Annotated in this window: 20 protein-coding genes; 11 read left to right on the top strand and 9 right to left on the bottom strand. The window is 45.0% G+C overall.

The window, feature by feature from the left end:
- The first annotated feature begins 8 nt into the window (after positions 1-8).
- Positions 9-626 carry a 2'-5' RNA ligase family protein gene (locus AC6H1S_RS02045; RefSeq protein WP_199140558.1) on the top strand — a complete coding sequence of 206 codons (618 nt, stop codon included), beginning with the start codon at positions 9-11 and terminating at the stop codon, positions 624-626.
- Here AC6H1S_RS02045 and AC6H1S_RS02040 read toward each other — a convergent pair.
- The gene (locus AC6H1S_RS02040) at positions 623-1,534 is read right to left on the bottom strand and encodes a LysR family transcriptional regulator (protein WP_497564942.1); all 912 of its coding nucleotides are present in this window, start codon (positions 1,532-1,534) and stop codon (positions 623-625) included. The two genes, AC6H1S_RS02045 and AC6H1S_RS02040, sit on opposite strands and share 4 nt — an antisense overlap.
- Before the next feature lie 98 nt (positions 1,535-1,632).
- Here AC6H1S_RS02040 and AC6H1S_RS02035 point away from each other — a divergent pair, with 98 nt between their 5' ends.
- Together AC6H1S_RS02035 and AC6H1S_RS02030 are read left to right on the top strand one after the other, a co-directional pair.
- Positions 1,633-2,271: an NAD(P)H-dependent oxidoreductase gene (locus tag AC6H1S_RS02035; RefSeq protein WP_497564941.1), complete on the top strand. Its 639-nt coding sequence runs from the start codon at positions 1,633-1,635 to the stop codon at positions 2,269-2,271.
- The gene (locus AC6H1S_RS02030) at positions 2,243-2,533 is read left to right on the top strand and encodes a putative quinol monooxygenase (protein ID WP_497564940.1); all 291 of its coding nucleotides are present in this window, start codon (positions 2,243-2,245) and stop codon (positions 2,531-2,533) included. Before AC6H1S_RS02035 ends, AC6H1S_RS02030 begins: the two co-directional genes overlap by 29 nt.
- 64 nt (positions 2,534-2,597) lie before the next feature.
- Here the strand turns inward: AC6H1S_RS02030 and AC6H1S_RS02025 are convergent, their stop codons facing one another.
- Positions 2,598-2,897 (bottom strand): Dabb family protein, encoded by a 300-nt coding sequence (locus tag AC6H1S_RS02025; protein WP_199140554.1) that lies wholly within the window; start codon positions 2,895-2,897, stop codon positions 2,598-2,600.
- A gap of 188 nt (positions 2,898-3,085) precedes the next feature.
- Here AC6H1S_RS02025 and AC6H1S_RS02020 point away from each other — a divergent pair, with 188 nt between their 5' ends.
- The 4 genes from AC6H1S_RS02020 to AC6H1S_RS02005 all read left to right on the top strand — a co-directional run bounded on the left by AC6H1S_RS02020 (position 3,086) and on the right by AC6H1S_RS02005 (position 10,088).
- Positions 3,086-4,699, top strand: coding sequence for a helix-turn-helix transcriptional regulator (locus AC6H1S_RS02020; RefSeq protein ID WP_497564939.1), 1,614 nt, complete (start codon positions 3,086-3,088; stop codon positions 4,697-4,699).
- Between the two features lie 251 nt (positions 4,700-4,950).
- A complete protein-coding gene (locus AC6H1S_RS02015; protein ID WP_497564938.1) occupies positions 4,951-7,728 on the top strand; it encodes a TonB-dependent receptor in 2,778 nt (925 codons plus the stop codon).
- A gap of 29 nt (positions 7,729-7,757) precedes the next feature.
- A complete protein-coding gene (locus AC6H1S_RS02010) occupies positions 7,758-9,017 on the top strand; it encodes a right-handed parallel beta-helix repeat-containing protein (protein ID WP_497564937.1) in 1,260 nt (419 codons plus the stop codon).
- Between the two features lie 3 nt (positions 9,018-9,020).
- Entirely contained in the window at positions 9,021-10,088 is a 1,068-nt protein-coding gene (locus AC6H1S_RS02005) for a phytase (protein ID WP_497564936.1), read from the top strand.
- An 81-nt stretch (positions 10,089-10,169) separates the two neighbouring features.
- Here the strand turns inward: AC6H1S_RS02005 and AC6H1S_RS02000 are convergent, their stop codons facing one another.
- Positions 10,170-10,943 carry a hypothetical protein gene (locus AC6H1S_RS02000; RefSeq protein ID WP_497564935.1) on the bottom strand — a complete coding sequence of 258 codons (774 nt, stop codon included), beginning with the start codon at positions 10,941-10,943 and terminating at the stop codon, positions 10,170-10,172.
- A 16-nt stretch (positions 10,944-10,959) separates the two neighbouring features.
- Between AC6H1S_RS02000 and AC6H1S_RS01995 the strand changes: the two genes are divergently transcribed.
- Positions 10,960-11,193: a hypothetical protein gene (locus AC6H1S_RS01995; protein WP_497564934.1), complete on the top strand. Its 234-nt coding sequence runs from the start codon at positions 10,960-10,962 to the stop codon at positions 11,191-11,193.
- Positions 11,194-11,393: 200 nt separating this feature from the next.
- Here the strand turns inward: AC6H1S_RS01995 and AC6H1S_RS01990 are convergent, their stop codons facing one another.
- Positions 11,394-12,080, bottom strand: a complete 687-nt coding sequence (locus AC6H1S_RS01990) for a GNAT family N-acetyltransferase (RefSeq protein WP_497564933.1) — start codon at positions 12,078-12,080, stop codon at positions 11,394-11,396.
- A gap of 189 nt (positions 12,081-12,269) precedes the next feature.
- On the opposite strand from AC6H1S_RS01990, the gene AC6H1S_RS01985 reads away from it, so the two are divergent.
- The 3 genes from AC6H1S_RS01985 (at position 12,270) to AC6H1S_RS01975 (ending at position 13,880) form a co-directional block, all read left to right on the top strand.
- The gene (locus AC6H1S_RS01985; RefSeq protein WP_199140068.1) at positions 12,270-12,812 is read left to right on the top strand and encodes a hypothetical protein; all 543 of its coding nucleotides are present in this window, start codon (positions 12,270-12,272) and stop codon (positions 12,810-12,812) included.
- A gap of 76 nt (positions 12,813-12,888) precedes the next feature.
- Positions 12,889-13,392, top strand: a complete 504-nt coding sequence (locus tag AC6H1S_RS01980; RefSeq protein WP_497564932.1) for a GNAT family N-acetyltransferase — start codon at positions 12,889-12,891, stop codon at positions 13,390-13,392.
- Positions 13,389-13,880, top strand: a complete 492-nt coding sequence (locus tag AC6H1S_RS01975) for a MarR family winged helix-turn-helix transcriptional regulator (protein ID WP_199140072.1) — start codon at positions 13,389-13,391, stop codon at positions 13,878-13,880. Before AC6H1S_RS01980 ends, AC6H1S_RS01975 begins: the two co-directional genes overlap by 4 nt.
- Positions 13,881-13,891: 11 nt before the next feature.
- On the opposite strand, the gene AC6H1S_RS01970 is transcribed toward AC6H1S_RS01975, so the two are convergent.
- From AC6H1S_RS01970 to AC6H1S_RS01950, 5 genes are all read right to left on the bottom strand, one after another.
- Positions 13,892-15,484 (bottom strand): ABC-F family ATP-binding cassette domain-containing protein, encoded by a 1,593-nt coding sequence (locus AC6H1S_RS01970; protein WP_497564931.1) that lies wholly within the window; start codon positions 15,482-15,484, stop codon positions 13,892-13,894.
- Between the two features lie 168 nt (positions 15,485-15,652).
- Positions 15,653-16,546 (bottom strand): hypothetical protein, encoded by an 894-nt coding sequence (locus AC6H1S_RS01965; RefSeq protein ID WP_497564930.1) that lies wholly within the window; start codon positions 16,544-16,546, stop codon positions 15,653-15,655.
- A 309-nt stretch (positions 16,547-16,855) separates the two neighbouring features.
- Complete coding sequence (locus tag AC6H1S_RS01960; protein ID WP_497564929.1) at positions 16,856-17,635, bottom strand: hypothetical protein; 780 nt, start codon at positions 17,633-17,635, stop codon at positions 16,856-16,858.
- A gap of 143 nt (positions 17,636-17,778) precedes the next feature.
- On the bottom strand, positions 17,779-19,038 hold the full coding sequence (locus tag AC6H1S_RS01955; protein ID WP_497564928.1) for a DUF2264 domain-containing protein: 1,260 nt from the start codon (positions 19,036-19,038) through the stop codon (positions 17,779-17,781).
- A 1-nt stretch (position 19,039) separates the two neighbouring features.
- Positions 19,040-20,230 carry a glycoside hydrolase family 88 protein gene (locus tag AC6H1S_RS01950; protein ID WP_199140082.1) on the bottom strand — a complete coding sequence of 397 codons (1,191 nt, stop codon included), beginning with the start codon at positions 20,228-20,230 and terminating at the stop codon, positions 19,040-19,042.
- Positions 20,231-20,242: the final 12 nt, after the last annotated feature.

The following is a 20,242-nucleotide window of genomic DNA, read 5'->3' as shown; positions in this document are numbered from 1 at the left end:
TTTTTGCCATGGCTAAGAAAACCGCTTATGCATTTTACGAGCACTTGTTGCTGCTTTCGCCAGACCAGAAAGTAAACGCCGAAATTATGGACATTAAAACGGCCTACAGCAACGATTATGGGCTGGCCAGTGCCATCAAATCGAAACCGCACATTACTTTGGCCAATTTCGGGCAGTTTGAAAGTATGGAGAGGCCAATTGTTGAAGATTTTGAAAAACTTGCCAAGGCCATTCCGCCCACAACCATCAAATTGTCTGGTTTCGGCCAGTTTAACTACCGTACCATTTATGTGAATGTAATCAACAACAAACCTATTGCCCAAGGTGTTAGCGCCATGAAACTGAGGCTGAGCAAAAAACTGAATGCCTTGGATACCTTTAAGCCTTCGTTTAGCAACAACCTGCACCTTACCATTGCCCGCAATATGGCCGAACCTCAGTTCAGACAAGCCTGGGAAGAGTGGGGAAAAAGGCGATACAATGCTTCTTTTGCCGCCAATGGCATGCTCCTTCTCAAACGCGAAATAGATCCGCTTACTTTCAGTCCCAAAGAAAGCTACCGATTGGTCAAGTATTTCCCTTTTACCGGCAAAGAACAAGAGGCAGAACAGCTGGCTTTGTTTTAATCGCGTGTGGAGTTAAGCATTTCCTTTTCAAAGATCTCTTGTATCTTGGCCAGCTGATCGGCATAGATGGTCTTGCTTCTCGTACCGAAATGCAAGGTGTTCTCGATGGGTTTTTCGCCTTCCCAAACCACTTTTACCTGACCCGCATCCAACTCTTTTTTAGAAAGGAAATCGGGGACCACCGCAAAGCCGCTCCTACCACTTAGGCAACGCAAAATAGAGCAGATGTTGGGCACGATAAAGTTGGGCCTAAAATCGGGGCGTTTCTCAAAGTTCTGATACCAAAAGCGTCGCAAGTGCTCCATATCTCCCGTTGTACCGTACCAGGTCTGTGTTTTTAGCCATTGCTGCGCCCCTGCCAAATCCCGATGGGCAATCAGCGCTTCAAAATCCTTCGTAGCTGTTTCCTTACCGGCCACCAGCACCAGTTTTTCCTTAAAAAAAGGCTTGTATACCAAATTCTTATAATCGCCTTTTTGCGGCGTAATGATCATGTCTAAAATACCATTGTCTAAATCGGCCAACATTTCGGGGTATTCGCCAAACTTGATGATTACGTTAAAATCCAGGGTGGGCAGGTAAGGTTCGAGGGTAAACTGAAAGGTTTCGAAGCACATGCCAATGCTTACAGTAGGAATATCTTTTTCCGTACTTTTTTTAAAGTGTCCTTCTGCTTCCTGCAATTTGCCAATAGGCTCTAAAATAAAATTATACAGGATCTTGCCACGCTCGGTAGGCACCATTTTTCTCGAGCTCCGATCAAACAGCTTGTAGCCTACATAAGATTCGAGCGAGCTCAGGTGCAAACTTACCCCTGGCTGCGAAACATACAGCGATTCGGCAGCCCCGGTGAGCGAGCCCGTTTCGTAAATCGCTTTAAACGTGCGGTACCATTCTAGATTGACCATAATTCTATTTATTATAATTATGATACAAATATATAATTTATATTATTTTAATAGTAAATAAAGAGGCGGTAATTTTGCTTCATCAATAGAGAAACAACATGGACTTTAAAAAAATATTCATCATTAACGGTGGCCAGGTTTTCGGGCATTCAGGTGGCCGTTTCAATCAGACCATCACCAATTTCAGCATCGATTTTTTAGGCCAATTGCCTGGCGTAAGCATTCGCTCTACCAACATCAACGAGGTTTACGATGCCAACAAGGAAGTAGAAAATTTTGTATGGGCAGATCTGGTGATTTACCATACGCCTATTTGGTGGTTCCAGGTACCCAATGGCTTTAAAAAATACATAGACGAGGTATTTACCGCTGGCCACCAAAAGGGCATTTACCATAGCGATGGCCGTTCGTCCGACAACCCGAACATCAACTACGGCACCGGCGGCCTGTTGCATGGCCGACACTACCTGGTTACCAGCAGCTGGAATGCCCCAGCTACGGCATTTACCTTGCCCGGCGAGTTTTTTAACGAAAAAAGCGTAGACGAGGGCGTACTTTTCGGCTTCCACCGCATGAATGCCTTTGTGGGCATGCAGCCTTTGCCAAGCTTCCATTTTCACGATGTAGAAAAGAATGCAGATATTGCGCGCGATTTAAAGGCATACGAAAAACACCTCATCCAATTATTCAGCATCAAAAACAAACCTCATGAGCATCTATCTCACAGCATTGGTTAAAAGCAAACCCGGCAAGGCCGAAGAACTGAAAGCCGTTCTTCAAAACATGGTTGTCCATTCGAGGCAAGAAACCGCCTGCCTCCAATACGACCTGCACCAATCGACCGAAGACGAAAACCTTTTCATCTTTCAGGAAGAATGGACGAGTGCCGAGGGTTTGGCGGCCCACAACCAACAAGCCTATATTACCGACTTTGCGGCCGTGGCGCCCGAGCTAACGGAAAGCGCACCCCTGATTTACCTCACGCAAAAAATAAGTTAAAATAGCATTAAAAAAGGCCTCAGCTTAACAGCTGAGGCCTTTTGATTCATTGAGCAGTTAGGGCTTAGTTCTGCGCATCGTAAATGACTACTTTTTCAAAGAAAATGCGGAATTCGTCTAAAAAGACTTTGTGTACCGGATGCACCTGATAAACATCATGCGCAGCCAAATCCTCGAAAAAAAGAACCAGGCTGAAGGTATAAGTGGTATCAACTACGGCTCTTTCAATAGGCGCAGGCGTGCCAATATGATAGTTTTTTACAACTTCGATCTGTTCAAGCGTTTGCAGGCCCTTTAAAAAAGCCGCTTTCTGTTCGTCGCTGGTATCGGCTTTTAGCCAGAATAAAACGTGGTGTGCAATCATGTATTAAATTTTTGGCCAATTTAGGGATTGTTATCCTCATATTCCATCACGGCTATCTAATTAATTGGCGTAAAGGAAGAAACATTCATGAGGCTTAAAGGCCTAAAGTTTAAAATACACGCACCGAGGTAACATTGAGTTAACATGAAGTTGGTTTATTTGAAGATTGTAAACCTGCTTTTTGGCGTATGGCAAAAGTACCTTTGTTGTTTTGTTTTCTGATGGCCCTACTTGGCGTACCCCAACTTTTGCGGGCACAGTCGACAGACTTTGCAAGCATACAGTCCATCAGCCAAAAGCATCCCGATACCGCACTGATCATCCTCAAAAAACTGCATGCCAAGGCATTGGCCGAAAACAATGAGCTGGCTGAGGCCTTGTGCCTGCAACAAATGGGCAAAGTATGCTACAACCAGGGGCACTATGCACAGGCGCTCGAATTTTACCTGCATGCCGATAAGCTATTCTCTACCCATAACCAACGCGATTTATTGGCCGCCAACCTGGGCGAAATAGGAGTGCTTTATTATTACAACAAACAGCTCGACAAATCGCGTGCGCAGTACAACAAAGCCTTGGCCTTGTACCAACAAACCGGAAACTTAAAGGGGCAAGCCCAGATTTTAGGCAACATAGGCCACTTGTACGAAAAGCGCCAACAATACGACAGCGCTTTTTATTATCAGCATTTGGCCCTCGAGCAATACAAATTGACCAATTACAAGCAGGGCATTGCCAAGATTTACGAAAACCTAGGCAGCATTTACGAAGATCTGGCCAAATACGACTCGGCGCACGCCAGCTTCGCGCACTCGCTCGAGCTATACAAATTAGACCATAACGAAGTTGGTAGCATAGAAGTACTCAATAATTTAGGCGATATCCTAAGAAAAACAGGCCAATATGCCGCCAGTATCGCGCGCTCAAAACAGGCGTATGACCTGGCCCTGCAAAACGACAATATTTACCAATTGGCTTCGTGCAGCAAAGACCTGGGCAAGGCCTACGAGCTGATGAACCGCATGGACAGCGCCTATTATTATGCCGAACTGAGCCGGAAATATTCGCTCGAAGTTTATTCTAAGGAAGCGGTTAACCAAACCTCATTTTTGCAGGTGTTGTACGACATCAACAAAAAAAGCGATGAGATTGCCCGTCTCAACAACAGCCGAAAAGTAAACCGCATCATCACGGTGGCTGTGGTGATTGTGGTAATTTTATTGATTATCCTCGGTATCGTTATTTTCAGCCGGCAACGCCTCAAGCTCAAAGACCAAAAGGTTTTGGCCCGCCAACGGGAAGTAGAACATGAACTGGTACAACTGGAACTAAAAACCCAGCAACTGGAAGACGAAAATCTGAAACAGGAGCTCGACATCAAGAGCAAGGAACTTTCCACCCACACCCTCAACCTGATTAAGCACAACAAATTTCTCGAAGAACTACGCAACAAGCTGCAATTAATGGTTAAAGACGACAAACGCGACCAGAAAAAACAGATGCAACAACTCATTAACCAGATTAACGACAGCTTTAGCCATGAGCAATACTGGAAGGAATTTACCGCCGCCTTTGAAAAGGTACACCAAAGTTTTTTCGACAAGCTCAAAGCCTACAGCAACGAATTGACCGCGGCCGACCTCCGATTGGTTTCCTTGTTAAAGATCAATCTCGAATCAACAGACATTGCTATTCTGCTCGGCATTTCTACCGACAGCCTCCGCGTTTCGCGCTACCGGTTAAGAAAAAAACTGAACATTCCGCAAGGCGACAACCTTACTGCTTTCATACAAGCCATCTGATATTTTTAGCTATTATTTTTTCGGCTTTGCAGCGCTTAACATTTGCTTAATGTAACGGTAATAAAATGATAACGGAGGTTTAAATAAAACATAATTGATTAAAAATCAGTTACTTAATAAATATTGTTGCTTTCTGGTTTACGGTATTGGTAACGCTGTTGCCTTTTTGTAACTCTTCAGATTTCACTCCTAACCGATTGCCTCCACATCTTTGCGGCGTCATTTAAAATCCTTGACTTAACGCAAAGCAAATGAGCAAATTTTTAAAACTTCTTTTCCCCCTGTTATTTTTGGCCGGCATAGCCAATGCCACCAAATTAAAGGGACATGTTTACGACAAGCAAACCGGCGAAGCCATCGTTGGCGCAACCGTAGTGCTCGAAAATACCGGCAGGGCAACCACTACAGGCCTCGATGGTTCATTTGAGCTGAAAGACGTAAAACCAGGCAAAACCGTGTTGCGGATCTCTTACCTTACCTACACCACCGTAAGCCAGGATATCAACATTTTAGGCGAAGACAATCCGCATGTTAAAATCTACATGGAGCCCGCCTCTAAAATACTGGGCGAGGTAACCATTAAGGGCGTAGGCAATGGCAACAACGAAAACGAAGCCCGCAGGATAGAGCAAAACGCCAATCAGGTGATGAACATCGTTTCGGCCAAGGCCATAGAAATTTCGCCCGACCTAACCGTAGCCAACGTGATCCAACGGGTATCGGGTATTTCGGTTGAACGCAATAGCAACGGCGATGGCCAATACGCCATTTTGCGTGGCATGGACAAACGCTACAACTACACTTTGGTAAACGGCGTTAAAATTCCAAGTCCGGACAACAAATACCGCTATGTGCCGCTCGACCTTTTTCCGTCAGATTTGTTAGACAGGCTCGAGGTCTACAAAACCCTAACCCCGAACCTTGAAGGCGATGCCATTGGCGGGGCGGTAAATATGGTGATGAAAAATGCGCCAAACCACTTCCAAATTAACGCCAATTTGGCTACGGGCTATAATCAGCTGTTCTTCGACCGCAAGTTTACCAGTTTCAATTCGGCCAGCAGCAACAGCAAATCGCCATACGAACTGCAGGGCAGAACCTATAACGCCACGCAAGCCGACTTTAGCAAAGGAACACTTGATTATACGGCCAAAAATCCGGCGCCGAACCTTATAGGCAGCCTCTCTATTGGTCAGCGCTTTTTAGACGGTAAACTGGGCGTAATTGTTGCCGGAAGCTATCAAAACACCTACCGTGGCAGCAACAGTACGTTCTACAATTCGGCTGTAACTGGTACCGACCAGTATGCGGTAATTACCAGCAAAGACTACCGCCAATATTCGGAGCAGCAAACCCGCTTGGGCCTGCACGGCAAGGTTGACTATATTTTTGACCAAAACAACAAAATCAGTCTTTACAATTTTTATGTTAACCTTAAAAACAAGCAGCTGCGCGAGGGCGTGAGCACCACCTACAATGGCGTTTATGATCCAGCCAATGGCAATGCCGAACTGGTGTACAACACCCGCAGTCGTTTAACGCAACAGGAAATCTACAACAGCACCTTGCATGGCGATCACAAATTCTTCGCCAACAAATTCAAGGTACAATGGTCGGCGGTATACTCATCGGCACGAAACGAAGTGCCAGACAATACCACGATCAGCCTGAACGGCATCGAAAAGAACTTTGTGGCTAGTCGCTTAAGCCTGGTTAACACCGCTCCGGTTAACCGTCGTTGGGAACGTAACACGGACGAAGATAAGGCTGGTTATCTCGATTTAACCTACACCGCAACCATTGCAGGCACCCAAGTTGATTTCACGGCTGGCGGACTTTACCGCGACAAGCAAAGAAGCAGCTTCTTTAACAATTACACCCTTGCACCTACCGCAGCCAATGCAGGCCTGGTTTATGGTAAGGATTTCCAAAACTACACCGATCTCAATCTGGTGGTAAGCAACCCCACGGGTGCAGTAAGCAATCCCTTAACTTACGACGCGAACGAAAAAATTAGCGCCGGCTATGGCATGCTGAACTTTAGCCTTAACCAATGGCAGGTAACCGGCGGCGCCAGGATAGAACATACCAACCAGGGTTATCAATTGTTGTTTCCGGCCGGAGAAAGCAAACCAACAGGCAACCAATCTTACACTGATGTATTGCCAAGCTTGACCTTGAAATATCACCTCACCGAAAAAGCACAGCTACATGCTTCGTACTACAAGGCGCTAAACCGTCCTGGATTTTACGAAATTGTACCGAGCAAGGTGGTGAATGAGGAGTACCAGGAACGTGGCAATCCGAACCTGAAACGCGCTTTGGCCGACAACTTCGACTTGCGCTACGAACTGTTTCCGGGTGCATCCGAACAATTGTTGGTGGGCGTCTTTTACAAAAACATCAAAAACCCAATCGAATATACTTTTCAGCCAGATGCTACCCGCGGACAAGACATCTACTACAGTCCGGGTAACTTTGGCAATGCCAAAAATTATGGCGCAGAGCTGGATTACATCAAATTCTTCCACAAAATTGGGATTAAGGCCAACTATACCTACACGCATTCGAGAATTACCACACCCAAAACTTCTCGTCAGCGAGATGCAGTTACCGGCGATATCAAAGCTGTTTCGGTTGATCAGTCGAGGCCATTGTACGGTCAGTCAGAGCATATTGCCAACCTTTCCTTATTATACAAAGACACTAAAAAAGGATGGGATGTGCAATTGGCAGGTGCCTACACGGGGCCGCGCATCAACACGGTATCGCAGTTCCTCAACAACGATCTTTGGCAACAAGGCTTTATCCAGATGGATCTTTCGGCCGAAAAGCGTTTCAAGCATGGCATCAGCGCCTTTATCAAAGCCGGCAACTTGCTAAACACCCCTACCAAGCTCTTCATCAAAGGCACCAACCCCGAGAACGAAAAAATCAAGGAAGAGCTAATTAGTAACGGTCATACATTAATCAGAAACGACAATTACGGTCAAAGCTACCTGATTGGCGTTCGCTATAAACTCAACTAATTGATTACAAACCATCAAATTTAAAAGCAATGAAATTTAAACAGATTCTTAACCTCTTCTTGCTCTTGGCCCTGGCTATGGCAGGTTGCGAAAAGGCAAATATTGATGTAGATACCACACCCGGCAACGGATCGGCCATTGGCGAAGTTTCGGGAGTGTGGGCCAAGGGAAGCACGCAGGTTATCAAAGGCGACATCATCATCCCTGAAGGCAAAAGCCTCACCATTGAAGAAGGGGTTACCGTATTGATGGATACGATTGCCAAGCCCGAAATCATCGTAAAGGGAAATCTTTACGCCTTGGGCACAGCCGAAAATCCAATCAAATTTACCGTTAACGAGTTTTATAAAACCGCAGCCAAAAAATTCGGCAAGCTATGGGGCGGCATTTTGGCCGCGCCTACCTGTGCCGAACTCGTATTAGACCACACCATAATCGAATATGGCGGTTCTACCACCTCCGACGCCTCTACGTCGGTAAAAATGGGGCTTTACAAAAACAAAGCTGGCGAAAACCTGCCTGCGCTTTGGTTCTCGAACGTAAAAGGTAAACTGGTGGTAACCAACAGCATTTTCCGTAACCTACAAGAAGACTGTACCTATATTGAGGGTGGCAAAATCATCTTCGCCAACAACGTATTCTATACCACGGGCGTAACGGGTGGCGAAGCCATGAACTTTAAATCGGGTTGTTTGGCCGATATAGCCTACAATTTGGTTTACAGCACCAATACCAACGCACTCAAGCTCTCCAACAGTGGCGACAGAACACCACAGACCTACATTATTGCCTACAACAATACCATGGTAAACACCGGCTGGCGCAGGCCTACCGCCAAAGGAGGCTCGGTTTGGCTAGAAAGTACCGTCCGTGCCGACCTGTACAACAACCTGTTTGCCAATACCCGTTTTGGTGTGAAAAGAGACCCTAAAAACCCGGAAGACAAACGCTCGGTATACACCAACAACTGGTATTATGGCTACGACCAAACTACGGTAAACCAATTTCAGCCAAGTGGCGATGTGATCGGTGGCACCAACGATGTAATCAGCACCAAAGCTGGCGACAACGATCCGAAATTTGTAAATTATCCGCTCAACAATTTGGTAACCAGCCCCGATTTCAATACCGCCTGGGATTTCCACCTGCAAGGAAACTCACCGGCCCTGACCAAGGGAACTACCAATTTTACCCGTCACCATAAGGCAGGTCTTACCATGGCCAATGGCATTACTTACATATCTCCAGAGCCTTCTACCTTTGTAGGTGCTTATGGCATTAAACTGTAACCAATGAATTTGAATAAACTGAACTTTACTTTATGGCCGGCTTTGCTGCTATTGGCGGCCTGCAAAACCAACAGCACCGACACAACGAACAGCATTAAGCCGGTTATTATTACCGAACCTGTTAAATATGATACCGACGATCCTGCGATCTGGATCAACAAGGCCGACCCTGCGCAAAGCTTGATCATCGGAACCGATAAAGACGCAGATGGCGCACTTTATGTTTTCGACCTGAAAGGCAAAATAATAGCCGACAAAGTGGTAAGGGGACTAAAAAGACCCAACAATGTTGATTTGGCTTACGGTCTGTTATTGAACGGCAAGCCTACCGATATTGCCATTGCTACCGAACGCATGACCCATAAGCTGCGCATCTTTTCGTTGCCCGACATGAAGCCGGTAGACAAAGGCGGGATTGATGTTTTTGTAGGTGAAACCGGCCCCGAATACCGCGATTTGATGGGCATTGCCATCTACACCAGCAAAGACGGCAAAATGTACGCCATTGTAGGCCGTAAAAATGGTCCAAAAACTGGTGGCTACCTGTGGCAATACCTGTTGGAAGATGATGGAACTGGCCATGTAAAGGCTACTTTGGCGCGCAAATTCGGCGAGTACAGTGGCAAAAAAGAAATCGAAGCCATTGCGGTAGACAACGAATTAGGTTACGTTTATTATTCGGACGAGCAAACTGGCGTACGTCAATACTATGCCGACCCTGCCAAAGGCGACAAACAGTTGGCTATTTTTGGCACCACCGGCTTTCAGGCCGACCATGAAGGCATCTCTATCTACAAACTGACCGATAGCACGGGCTATATTCTCGTATCAGACCAAGGCGCCAACCGCTTCCAGATTTTTAGCAGAGAGGGAACCAGTAAAGACCCTTTCGAACATAAACTACTCAAAATAGCCGATGTACAGGCACGCCAAAGCGACGGTTCTGAGGTGGTCAACATTCCATTGAACGACACCTTTAAGCATGGCTTATTTGTGGCCATGAGCGACGACAAGACTTTCCACTATTACCGTTGGGAAGATATTGCTGGCAAAACGCTAAAATTACGCTAGTCGGTTGCTTGATTTATTTGTTAAAAAAGCCGGGCTAATGCTCGGCTTTTTTGCGTTAGAAAAGCTTAAAAGGAAACGAATTTACTTCAGTTCAATATTTCTTGCTTTTAACACCCCATCTTTCTTAATTTCAAGTAGCTCCTCGGCATAAACCCCAGTTAGGGGAAAAGCTTTATTCTTGGTAATGCGAAAATAAGGCCTAGGATATTTTTCTTTAATTACGTGTTCATACTCGTCTTCAATATCAAAAGACAAATTATCCTTGAAATTCAGTTCTACGGCTTGAATATCTTTTTGCCAATGTTTATCATAACGATATGGATCTCCAGGCCTTGCCCAACGACCGTCTTTTGTTGGGTAAACATCAAAAAACTGGTACTTTTCATGATAGAGTTTGCCACAATACTCACTTAAAAAGAGCATCACATATTTATAATCGGAAAACTTTGGTTTACCATAATGGTCAAAAGCCGTAAAGTTAATCGTGTCTGGCAAGACAGTGCCATACATGGTTTTTAACAGTTTATACTTTGACACATACTGTCCATCAAAAGAGACCAAGTTGCCACAGTAATAAGGATCAATTCGCTTGACCTCTATCTTTTCGGCAATAACGACATAATGCTTAGGGTTTTTATCATTGCATTTTTCAAGTTCAATGCAAATTTGAGGCGCCAATCGAATAGCTATTTTATCCATCTTTACCAAATCGGCCACAGCATACTTTTGGGTTATATACCTATGGGCACTAAAAAACAGACTGTCTTTCAGATCGGCTTTGATTTGGAATGTCCTATCGGGTTTTGTTTTCACCACCAAATTGGTGTCCTGACTTAATCCATTAAACATTTTCATTTCCCAATCCAGCCGTTTGAGGTATTGGGCGATGCTGTCTTTTTTATACTTCTTGCTCAAGGACGAAATCGTTGCCGAATTTGCACTGCTCCATTTCCTCAATGTATCGTTTAAGATTACCCGTACGGCATTAAACTCGTTATATCTGGCGGAGGTATCGCTTGCTGTTCCTTTGATGAGTACCGTTTGCGGAAATGCAGTGCAGGCACAGCATAAAAATAAAAGCGTACAGAAAATTTTCATCACATGAAATTATGAGTTTGAATGGAGGGCTTAGAAATTTTAACATGCTTTAACAAAAACTGTTAAAGCTTTTGCAACGATGATGCCGTTTGCCCTGAAATTTCACAAAGCAACAATAGAAATTAAAAAAATTGTGGCTTTAACTATACGATACCCCAGGCTGGCATCGTGTGGCCAAAGCTCTTGAAATAGGAGCGCTTAACAGAATCAGTTCCACTCCTTCCTGATGACATAGGCAAACATCTCGCCTCTGTTGCGAAAGCCCAGTTTTTCGTAGAGCTTAATGGCACCGGCATTATCATTTCTTACATGCAGGAAGGGGATTTCGCCTTTGGCCAATATTCTTTTGAGCTGCTCGCGGATGAGCTCATAGGCATAGCCTTTGCCCAAATAATCGGGGTGAGTGCATACCGCACTTACTTCGGTGTAAGGTGTAGGATTAAAGCGGTGCCCAGCCATGGCAACTAATTTTTCATTGTCGAAAATACCGGTATAATTGCCCAATACGATGGTACGTTGCCTAAAGGGCCCAGGTTGCGTGAGTTCTACCAAAGCCATCATTTCGGCTACATGCTGTTGGTCGAGATTGGCAAAAAGGATATCGTTTCCAGCGGGAGCTTCCTTGGCCTCATAAACGAATTGGAACATATCGATATGGGCAATGACTTTCCATTTTACAGGGATGGCTAATTGCACGGGACTGAAAACCACATAAGTAGCTCCAGCCTCGCTCATGCGGCATAGCTCATCAAACTCTTGCTCATTATTGTGTCTTAGGCCAGCAAAAGAAGCGATATCTTCTTCATAAAACCTTACGTTTTTCGTTCCTTTTGCAAATTGGCCATGCGCCGAATTCAAGGCATGATAGATGGGGTTATCCAACAAGTGTTCCATGTACAAAGATACCAAAAAGCAAGCGTGACGCTAGCCAGTTTCTTGCGCTAATGATAGTCCAAAAACAGAACCCAGGTTCCTTCGGCTTATCGACCATATCCCGGTTTCTATCGACGATAAACAACTATCCGACTGTTTGCTGCATTTTGCGTTTTGTTGCTCGCTAACTTACATTTCAAAAATAAGCAGATGAAAAGAATTTTGAGCGTTTTGATCGGTTGCCTTTGGGCAGGCATTCAACCCGGCACCGCAGCACAAGCCCAACAAACCAATACCCAAATCCGCAAAGAACTTGAAACGGTTATGCACGATTTTATGGCCAGCATTAAAACAGGCGATAGCACTAAATTTTACAAGCTTTTTTATGATGGGCCGGTAACCTGGGTTGGAGTAGACAAAGAGCAAAGTCACCAGTATTTTGTGAAGAAAAACAACAAGCTTAGCAAAAACTACTTCAAAAGCAGTCCGCAAAGCTTTATACGCAGTATTGTTGCCGAAGGCGGAGGTGAAGAAGAAAAGTTTTATAACATACGCATGGATGGCGATGAGCGCGTGGCCATCATTACCTTCAACTATAGCTATTGGTCTAAAGGCAAAAAGCAAAATTGGGGACAGGAAAGCTGGGGCCTGATCAGGGCAGACGGCCAATGGAAAATAGCCAGCGTTATTTTTTCTGTAGAGATGGAAAATGTAGTGCCTGAGCCAGCAAATGCTGCTAAAACAAAAAAATAAACCACTGATCAATATTTTTTTATAAAATTTAGATTTTATATTCAAATATACGTAGTTAACTACGTATATTTGAACAATGAAAACACAGGAAGAGATCAAACCACTTGACAATGGCTATAGCAATCGGATTGTTGACCTGATTTTACCCATACAACAAGAGGAATTTAATGTAGCCATTACCGTTAACGACCAGCCCGATTTGCTGGATATTGAGACCTACTATCAACAGCCAGGCGGGAATTTTTGGGGCGCATTTCATCAAGATGAGCTGATAGGCACCATTGCATTGATTGCGATTGGCCATCAGGCGGGCGCCATCCGAAAAATGTTTGTGAAGAAGGAATTTCGCGGCAAGGAAAAAAGCATAGCCCAACACCTGCTGAACCAGCTGATCGCTTATTGCGAAGCCAAAAATATGACAGATATTTACCTCGGAACGATAGCACAGATGAATGCCGCCCAGCGCTTTTATGAACGCAACGGCTTTCAGCAAATCGAAGCTGATGAGCTGCCATCTTATTTTCCGAGAATGCAGGTAGACAACCTTTTTTATCACCTGCACTTAAAAAAGCAAGCATGAATGTAATTGACGAAGCTGGTATTCTAGCCCTCTCCACAAGGCTCCAGCGCCTAAGCGACCGCATCCGCAAAGACGGGCTTGAAATTTACAGGGAAATGGGCATCAGTTTTGAACCCAAATGGTTTCCGGTTATTTACGTATTGCATAAAAAGAACGTATTGAGCGTGGTAGAAATCGCCAACGAAATCGGTTATACCCATCCATCGACCATTACTTTACTCAAAGAACTGGAAAAAGAGAAAATCATCCGCTCTAAAAAAGATAAAGCCGACGAGCGTAAGCGCCTTTTGCAGCTCAGTACCAAAGGCCAACAACTGATTGACCAGATGGGCCCTGCCTGGGAAGTTATTACCGCAGCCACCGCCGACCTGATCAATACCCAAAACAACCTGATGCAGGCCATTTTGGAGGTGGAGGAACAACTGAAAATGAAAAGCTTTTTGCAGAGAGCGCTAGTCCTGATCAAGGAAAGACAAGATTCGGCATAACGAACCGAATCTTATCTTTCTAACAGGATGCTTTCGACGATATTCACCTGCTCCAAAAAATATTCATCATGCGACACTACCAGCAAAGTCCCTTTATATTCGTTGATCGCTGTTGTTAAAATATCGATGTTCTGTAGATCGAGGTTATTGGTAGGCTCGTCTAGCACAATCAAATCGGGTGCCTGGTGGGTAATAGTTAGCGTACAAAGCATCAACCGCATTTTTTCGCCACCACTTAAAGCCAGGCAGGGCTTGTCCCAATCGTCTTTGCCAAACAGGAAACGGTTGAGGCGGATTTTGACTTCATGTTCTTGCAACATACCTGTATTGAAATGCTGTGCCTGCTCGTAAACGCTTAGCTCGTTGTTGATGAGCGAATAATCCTGATCTATGTAAATGGCTTTTATCGGCGTCCTTTCCAAAGTACCTTGTTCAGGTTGCAGTTCTCCCAAAACCAGTTTAATCAAGGTGGTTTTTCCCGAACCATTATTGCCTTTAATGGCCATGCGGTCGCCACTGTTGAGCTGCAGGTTAATCGGTTCTTTCCATAACCATCGGCCGTTGCAGTTCAGGTTAACAGATTGGGCCTTGAGCAACATTTTGCCCTTATGCAAACCCGCATGGTCTAAATCAAGCTTCATTTTATCGGTTTGTGGCTGATTTTGGCGCAACTGCTGCAGTTCTTGCCTCATAGCCCCCACCTTTTCGGCGTGTATGCCTTTCATTTGCGCGGTGCTCCTTTCGGCGCTGTTTTTCAGCGCGTTCATCACAATGGTTGGCAAACCGGCCGTTTCTTGCTTCTTTTTGCCCCGGGCATCTAGTTTCTGTTGCCTTTCTATGGCTTCCCGTTCGGTCTCTTTAGCCTTGCGCAGGGCTTTTTCCTTGTTCTTTACATCTTGTGCAAAGGCATTGCTGGCCAAATCCTTTTGTTCGACATAAAAATCGTAATTGCCACCGTACATAACAAGGCCATGTTTATTTAATTCGCAAACCGTGCGCAACAGCTTAAGCAAGGCCCTGTCATGGCTCACCACCACCAGCGCATTTTTAGTAGATTGTATATACTCATAAAGTAGGTTTCGGCTTTTGGCATCTAAGTGGTTGCTCGGCTCATCGAGCAATACCAACTCAGGGCGGTGCACTTCTATGCCGGATAAAAAGACCTTCGTTTTTTGGCCCCCGCTTAGCATTTCCATTTTTTGGGTGAGGGCAATATCGTTCAGCCCCCAACGGGCAAGCGCCATTTGGCAACGTTCTTCCAAAGCCCAGTCGTTGTCGAGCAGGTTGAGGTTTTCTTCCGTTGCTTCGCCAGCTAAAATCTGTTGCAGCGCCTCCAGTTTTTGGGCAATGCCCAAGGCCTCTGCTACACTGTACTGATTAAACTGTCCGAAAACCTGGGGTACCAAATAAGGTTGGTCTTGCACCTGAATCTGTCCGCCGGTTGGCGACAGGCGACCAGCCAAAATTTGCAATAAAGTAGACTTTCCGGTACCATTGTTGCCCACCAGGGCAATTTTATCGTGTTTGTTGACGATGAGGCTCAACCCATCGAACAATAAATCTTTATTTGGATGTGCATAAACTACATCTTGAAGCGTAAGCATAAATTCCTTTCTTTTAAACGTGAACAAATACAAGGGTTGCCGAAGGCGATACCCTACTTATTTTTCGTGAAAGAAATTCGATCCTACATTGATGTGTTTGTTGTTTGCGGTAAGCAAAAGTAAGAAAAAAATAAATAACCGCTGTTTTTTTGCTATCGATTAGCGCTTTTACCTGAAGGCATTTCCTACAAAACGCTTGCCATTGAAGATCAGCTTTCTGACGATCCTACGCTGTTGTTCTCCTTCGCCGCGCGAAATGGGCGTCATCTCGTCGGTTAGGTATGCTATGGTTAAGGTTTGGGTTTTTGGATCGAAGGAAAACTCTTCTATGTCTTCGTTTCCGGCACCAATGGTCAAACATGACGGGCCGTTTTCGCCATAGGTACTTACTTCTTCGCCAGGGGTTTCAAAAGCCTCATAATCAAAATTTAAGCCATCGGGCAACAGCTCTACCACCACCGCCGTTTGAAACATACAGGTATTGCAGCCAATGCCCGAACCAATGCATAAGTAAAGTTCTTTTGTAGACCTTAGTTTGTAAATCTTTTCGAACCATGCTCCAGACGAAGGGAAAGGGTTTTCCTGCTCGTTTCCGACGCGGCCATCGCTGGTTATCATGGCTTGGCCTGAAGCCGTTCTAGCATAAACCATGCTGATATTGCTCTTGAAACTGCCTCCCGTATTCTCGAACCAGGTAAACAGCCAGAGCTTTTTGTCATCGGCATGCACAATACCCAAGCCGGGTGCCTGCAAGAGGCTATCCATATTTTGTCGGGTAATTTTTGGGTCGTTAAGAATGGCGGTTAAAGTTGTGGCGATAGCTTCATTAACCTCATCGACTTTGTTAACCGAATCGCTTTCGTTGTAGGTGCGTTGCAAGGTATCGGCAATAGCAAAAAGTTTCTTCAGACGGTCTACAATGGCAAAGGATTTTCCTGTAGTCTTACCGGCCATAGACAATCCAGCCTCGGCATTGCCGTTGCCTGGCGTTGAATTTGGCGAGCAAGCATAGAGCCCCACCAGCAATAACAGCATCAGGGCATACACTTTAGCAGACATCATGTTGAGAGTTAACGTATGTGCGAAGATGGCAAAAGCCACAGAGAAACCAAAGACCGCTCAAGACTTTGGTCTACAAAAAAACAAAAGAAAAACGTTTTAGCAATAAAAAAACGCTACACCTATGCGATATAGGCAGAAAAAGCGTCATTCATTGACTTTCGTAATTTCTTCATTACTGTTTTGCTCTGGAAACGATTCTTCAATTGTTTAATGATCGCCTTGCCTATTTACCCGAAGAATTTGATTTATCGAACAACAAAAAACCCGTACAGTCTTGCACGGGTTTTTTATGGCTAGCCTGAGCTATGGCTAATGTTTTAAATAATATTGCAGATAGGCCAATGAGGTATTGGCATCTTTGCGCCAGATAACCAACGAATCTGTAGTTAGCTTAACCACTTCAAAAGATCTGGCATTCTGCTTGCCCAAATCGAGATCTAGCAGGCAATAAGGCTGTCCTAATTTCCAAGAGCCGTTGAGGGGTACACCATCGCTCAGTACATTGTAGGTTAAATCGGTGTTGAGTTTAAAATAGCCGACTGGGTAAACCAAATAAGGGTTATTAATGGTATTGGTTGACGAATTGTACTGAAAATAAAATGTTTTCTTGTTATCCCATTGTTTAGACAGCTCGGTGTTGGTAGGGCAATTTGCCGTTTTGTAATGTTCGGTATAAACCTTGGCTCCCTTGGCTCTTTTAACTACCAATTCTTTGGTCGAAAGGTTTAAGATATCGTATTGTACGGCTACGGCTGTAATCGCTTTATCGCCCAGCACCAATCGGCAGGTTTCTTTGTTTATCTCCCAGGTTCCTATTTGTGCTACATCGTCATTTACGATTTCATAAGTGCCATTTGGATCGATCTTCAGAAAGCCAACCGGAGAAACAACCGAGGTTTCGGTCTTTTTGGTCCTACTTTCGTCACTGTAAGTATCTATGGTGGTATAGGTGTTATACCATTTATAGGCAATATCCAGTTTATAGTTACATCCTTTCGGGTCGTCCTCAACATCGTTCGACTTGCAAGACGAGATCAGCAGCGAAAAAGCACTCATGCTCATTAATGCCAAAAGCGTTATTCTTTTCATTGGTAAGATTTTGCTACAATGATAACACTAATTGTTTAAAGCTACAACTTGAGGCTATATTTGGTTAATCGTTAAGTGTGCTCCAAACAAAAAACCGCTTTACTTTCATAAAGCGGCTTCATCTCTTAACTACCGAAAAAAGACTAATAATCTACATGGTAATCTTTAGGGAAATGTTCGCCTTTCCAGGCTTTTTTAGCAGTCCAATCGGTTGCCGGATCGGCCCAGAAAGGATCGGAGGCTGGCAGGCCCAGAGGCAGGAAAGACAAGGTGGCCATGTACAAGCTGCCTGTAGAAGTATAGTAATCGGCTATGTTCGGGTCGTTGCCACAAAAGCCCAGTTGCAACCAGCCCTTGTCGTCAAAGGTGCCTTTGGTTTCGTACATGTTCTGTTTTACCTTGGTTAGTGCGCAACGTACCTGGGCAGGCTTAATGTCTTGAGGCAACTTTTTCATCAAAGCCAACTGGCTCAAGGCCTGAAAACTGCCAGTTCTATAGGTGATTGACCGGCCGATAGGCGGAAAAGTCCCTTCCGGCGAAATCATCCGCTCCTGCCCCACGCCATAGCGTTGCATTCTTTTCAGCGCCAAATCGTACTGTGCCTGTGTTGCCATGCCGTGTTGCAGCATTACAGCTACGGTATCAACCATCATCGGGTGGATAACGAACGAATTATAGTAGTCGAAAGCCAAATTTGGCCCGTCGCCGTACCAGCCATCACCTTTGTACCATTCGTTAAGCTTGGTTACGCCTTGTTTTAAACGCGCTTCGTCGTATTGCTCGCCTATCGACATTAAAAATGCTTCGGTAATCGAGCCAAACAAAAGCCAGTTGTTGTTAAAGGGCTTGCGGTTGCGCAACGATTTGAATGCAGCCACAATTGCCTGTTTGGTAACTGGTTTAAGCGGTTTCCACAAAGCTTCGGGAGCACGCAAAAAAGTTTGTGCCAAATAGGCCGAATCGACAATGGGCTGATAGTCTTTTTCAAAATTAAGCTGATCTGGACTGTTCGGCGCAAAGCAGCTGTCTAATCCCTGAACAGCCAAATCCCTCATTTTTTTGCGTTGCTTTCCTTCTGCGGTCGCATCATCGGGCAAAGCCAGCCAAGGTGCAATGCCAGCATAGGTACGGCCCACGGCTTCTAAATAGGTCACGCTTGCGGAACGCGAATCGAAGGTGGGCGACTTAACCACCACCATGTTCTGTTTCAGTTTTCCCTCGGCCAAATTAGCCACCACCGGATAGGCGATTTTATAAAGCAACTGATACCAGTAGGTTCTGTCGTCGGTGGGTTTAACTGTTTTTTCTTTGTCCAAAGCCTCACTGGCCATGATTTTAGTTGGGCTCATGAACGCCAACAAACCCGAAAACGAGAGCGTTCCGATAAAATTTCTTCTTTCCATATTATAAATACCAGTTCTTATATCTTAAAAGTGCCTCTAAATAGTAATAGTCGGCATAGGTTAAAGGTACATCAACTTCCGATTTTGAAGGCAAGGCACCCACGCTGTGTTTCAGCAAAAAGCCGCCATTGGTGCCAGCTTTGGCGGTGTATTGCTCATCAGACAGGGACACCAGCATCTTTTTTGCATTTTCAACATAGAAAGCCTGTTCTTTTTTATTGCCGTATTGTCCCAGTTCAAGCAATGCCGAAGCAATGATTGCGCCTGCAGAAGCATCGCGATAGGTATTCGGCATATCAGGCGCATTAAAATCCCAATACGGAATGCCATCGGCAGGCAAAGCAGGATTTTTAAGGATAAAATCGGCGATATGCTTGGCTTGTTCCAAATAGCGGTTGTCTTTGGTAAAACGATACATCATGGTGTAGCCATACAACCCCCAAGCCTGCCCCCTAGCCCAAGCCGATTCGTCGGCAGCACCTTGGGCAGTTGCTTTTTTTACCACATTGCCATTGCTCATGTCGTAATCTACTACGTGATAAGAGCTGTAGTCTTTACGGAAATGGTTTTTGAGCGTTGCATCGGCATGGTTCAGTGCAATCTGCCTCAATTTTTGATCGCCCCCATTTTCGCTTACCCATAGCAGCAGCTCAAGGTTCATCATGTTGTCGATAATTACAGGTCCTTTCCAGGTTTTGCTCGCATTCCACGACTGGATTACTTTGGCATTGGGCCTGTAGCGGGTAACCAACGAAGCCGCCGCCGTATCGAGCGTAGGCCTGTAAAGCGGATCATGGGTGATGCGATAGGCGTTGCCGAAGCTGCAATACATCATAAAACCCAAATCGTGGTTGCCGGTGTAATGCTTTTCCTTTTCGAGTATGGCCAACCTTTTTTTGGCTTCGCTCAAAGTGGCGGTATCTTTGGTATACTCGTAAATATACAACAGACTTCCGGGATAGAACCCGCTGCACCACCATTGCGTGTCGCTGCTTTCCCATTTGTTTTTAGCGGCATAATAGGTTTGGGGCATACGCGTAGCCGGTGTATGTTGGCCCAACAATTGGTATTGCTGCTGCGCCAGCTTAAATTGCCTGTCTATCAGATCGGCCATGGCCCTGTCTTTTACCTGTGCAAAACTTGGCGACAAAGCTATAACCAACAGGAGTATTAAATTTATTCTTTTTATCATTTTTGTAGTAAT

This window comes from Pedobacter sp. TM02 (assembly GCF_059705275.1).
This window is presented reverse-complemented; position numbering and strand designations above follow the sequence as displayed.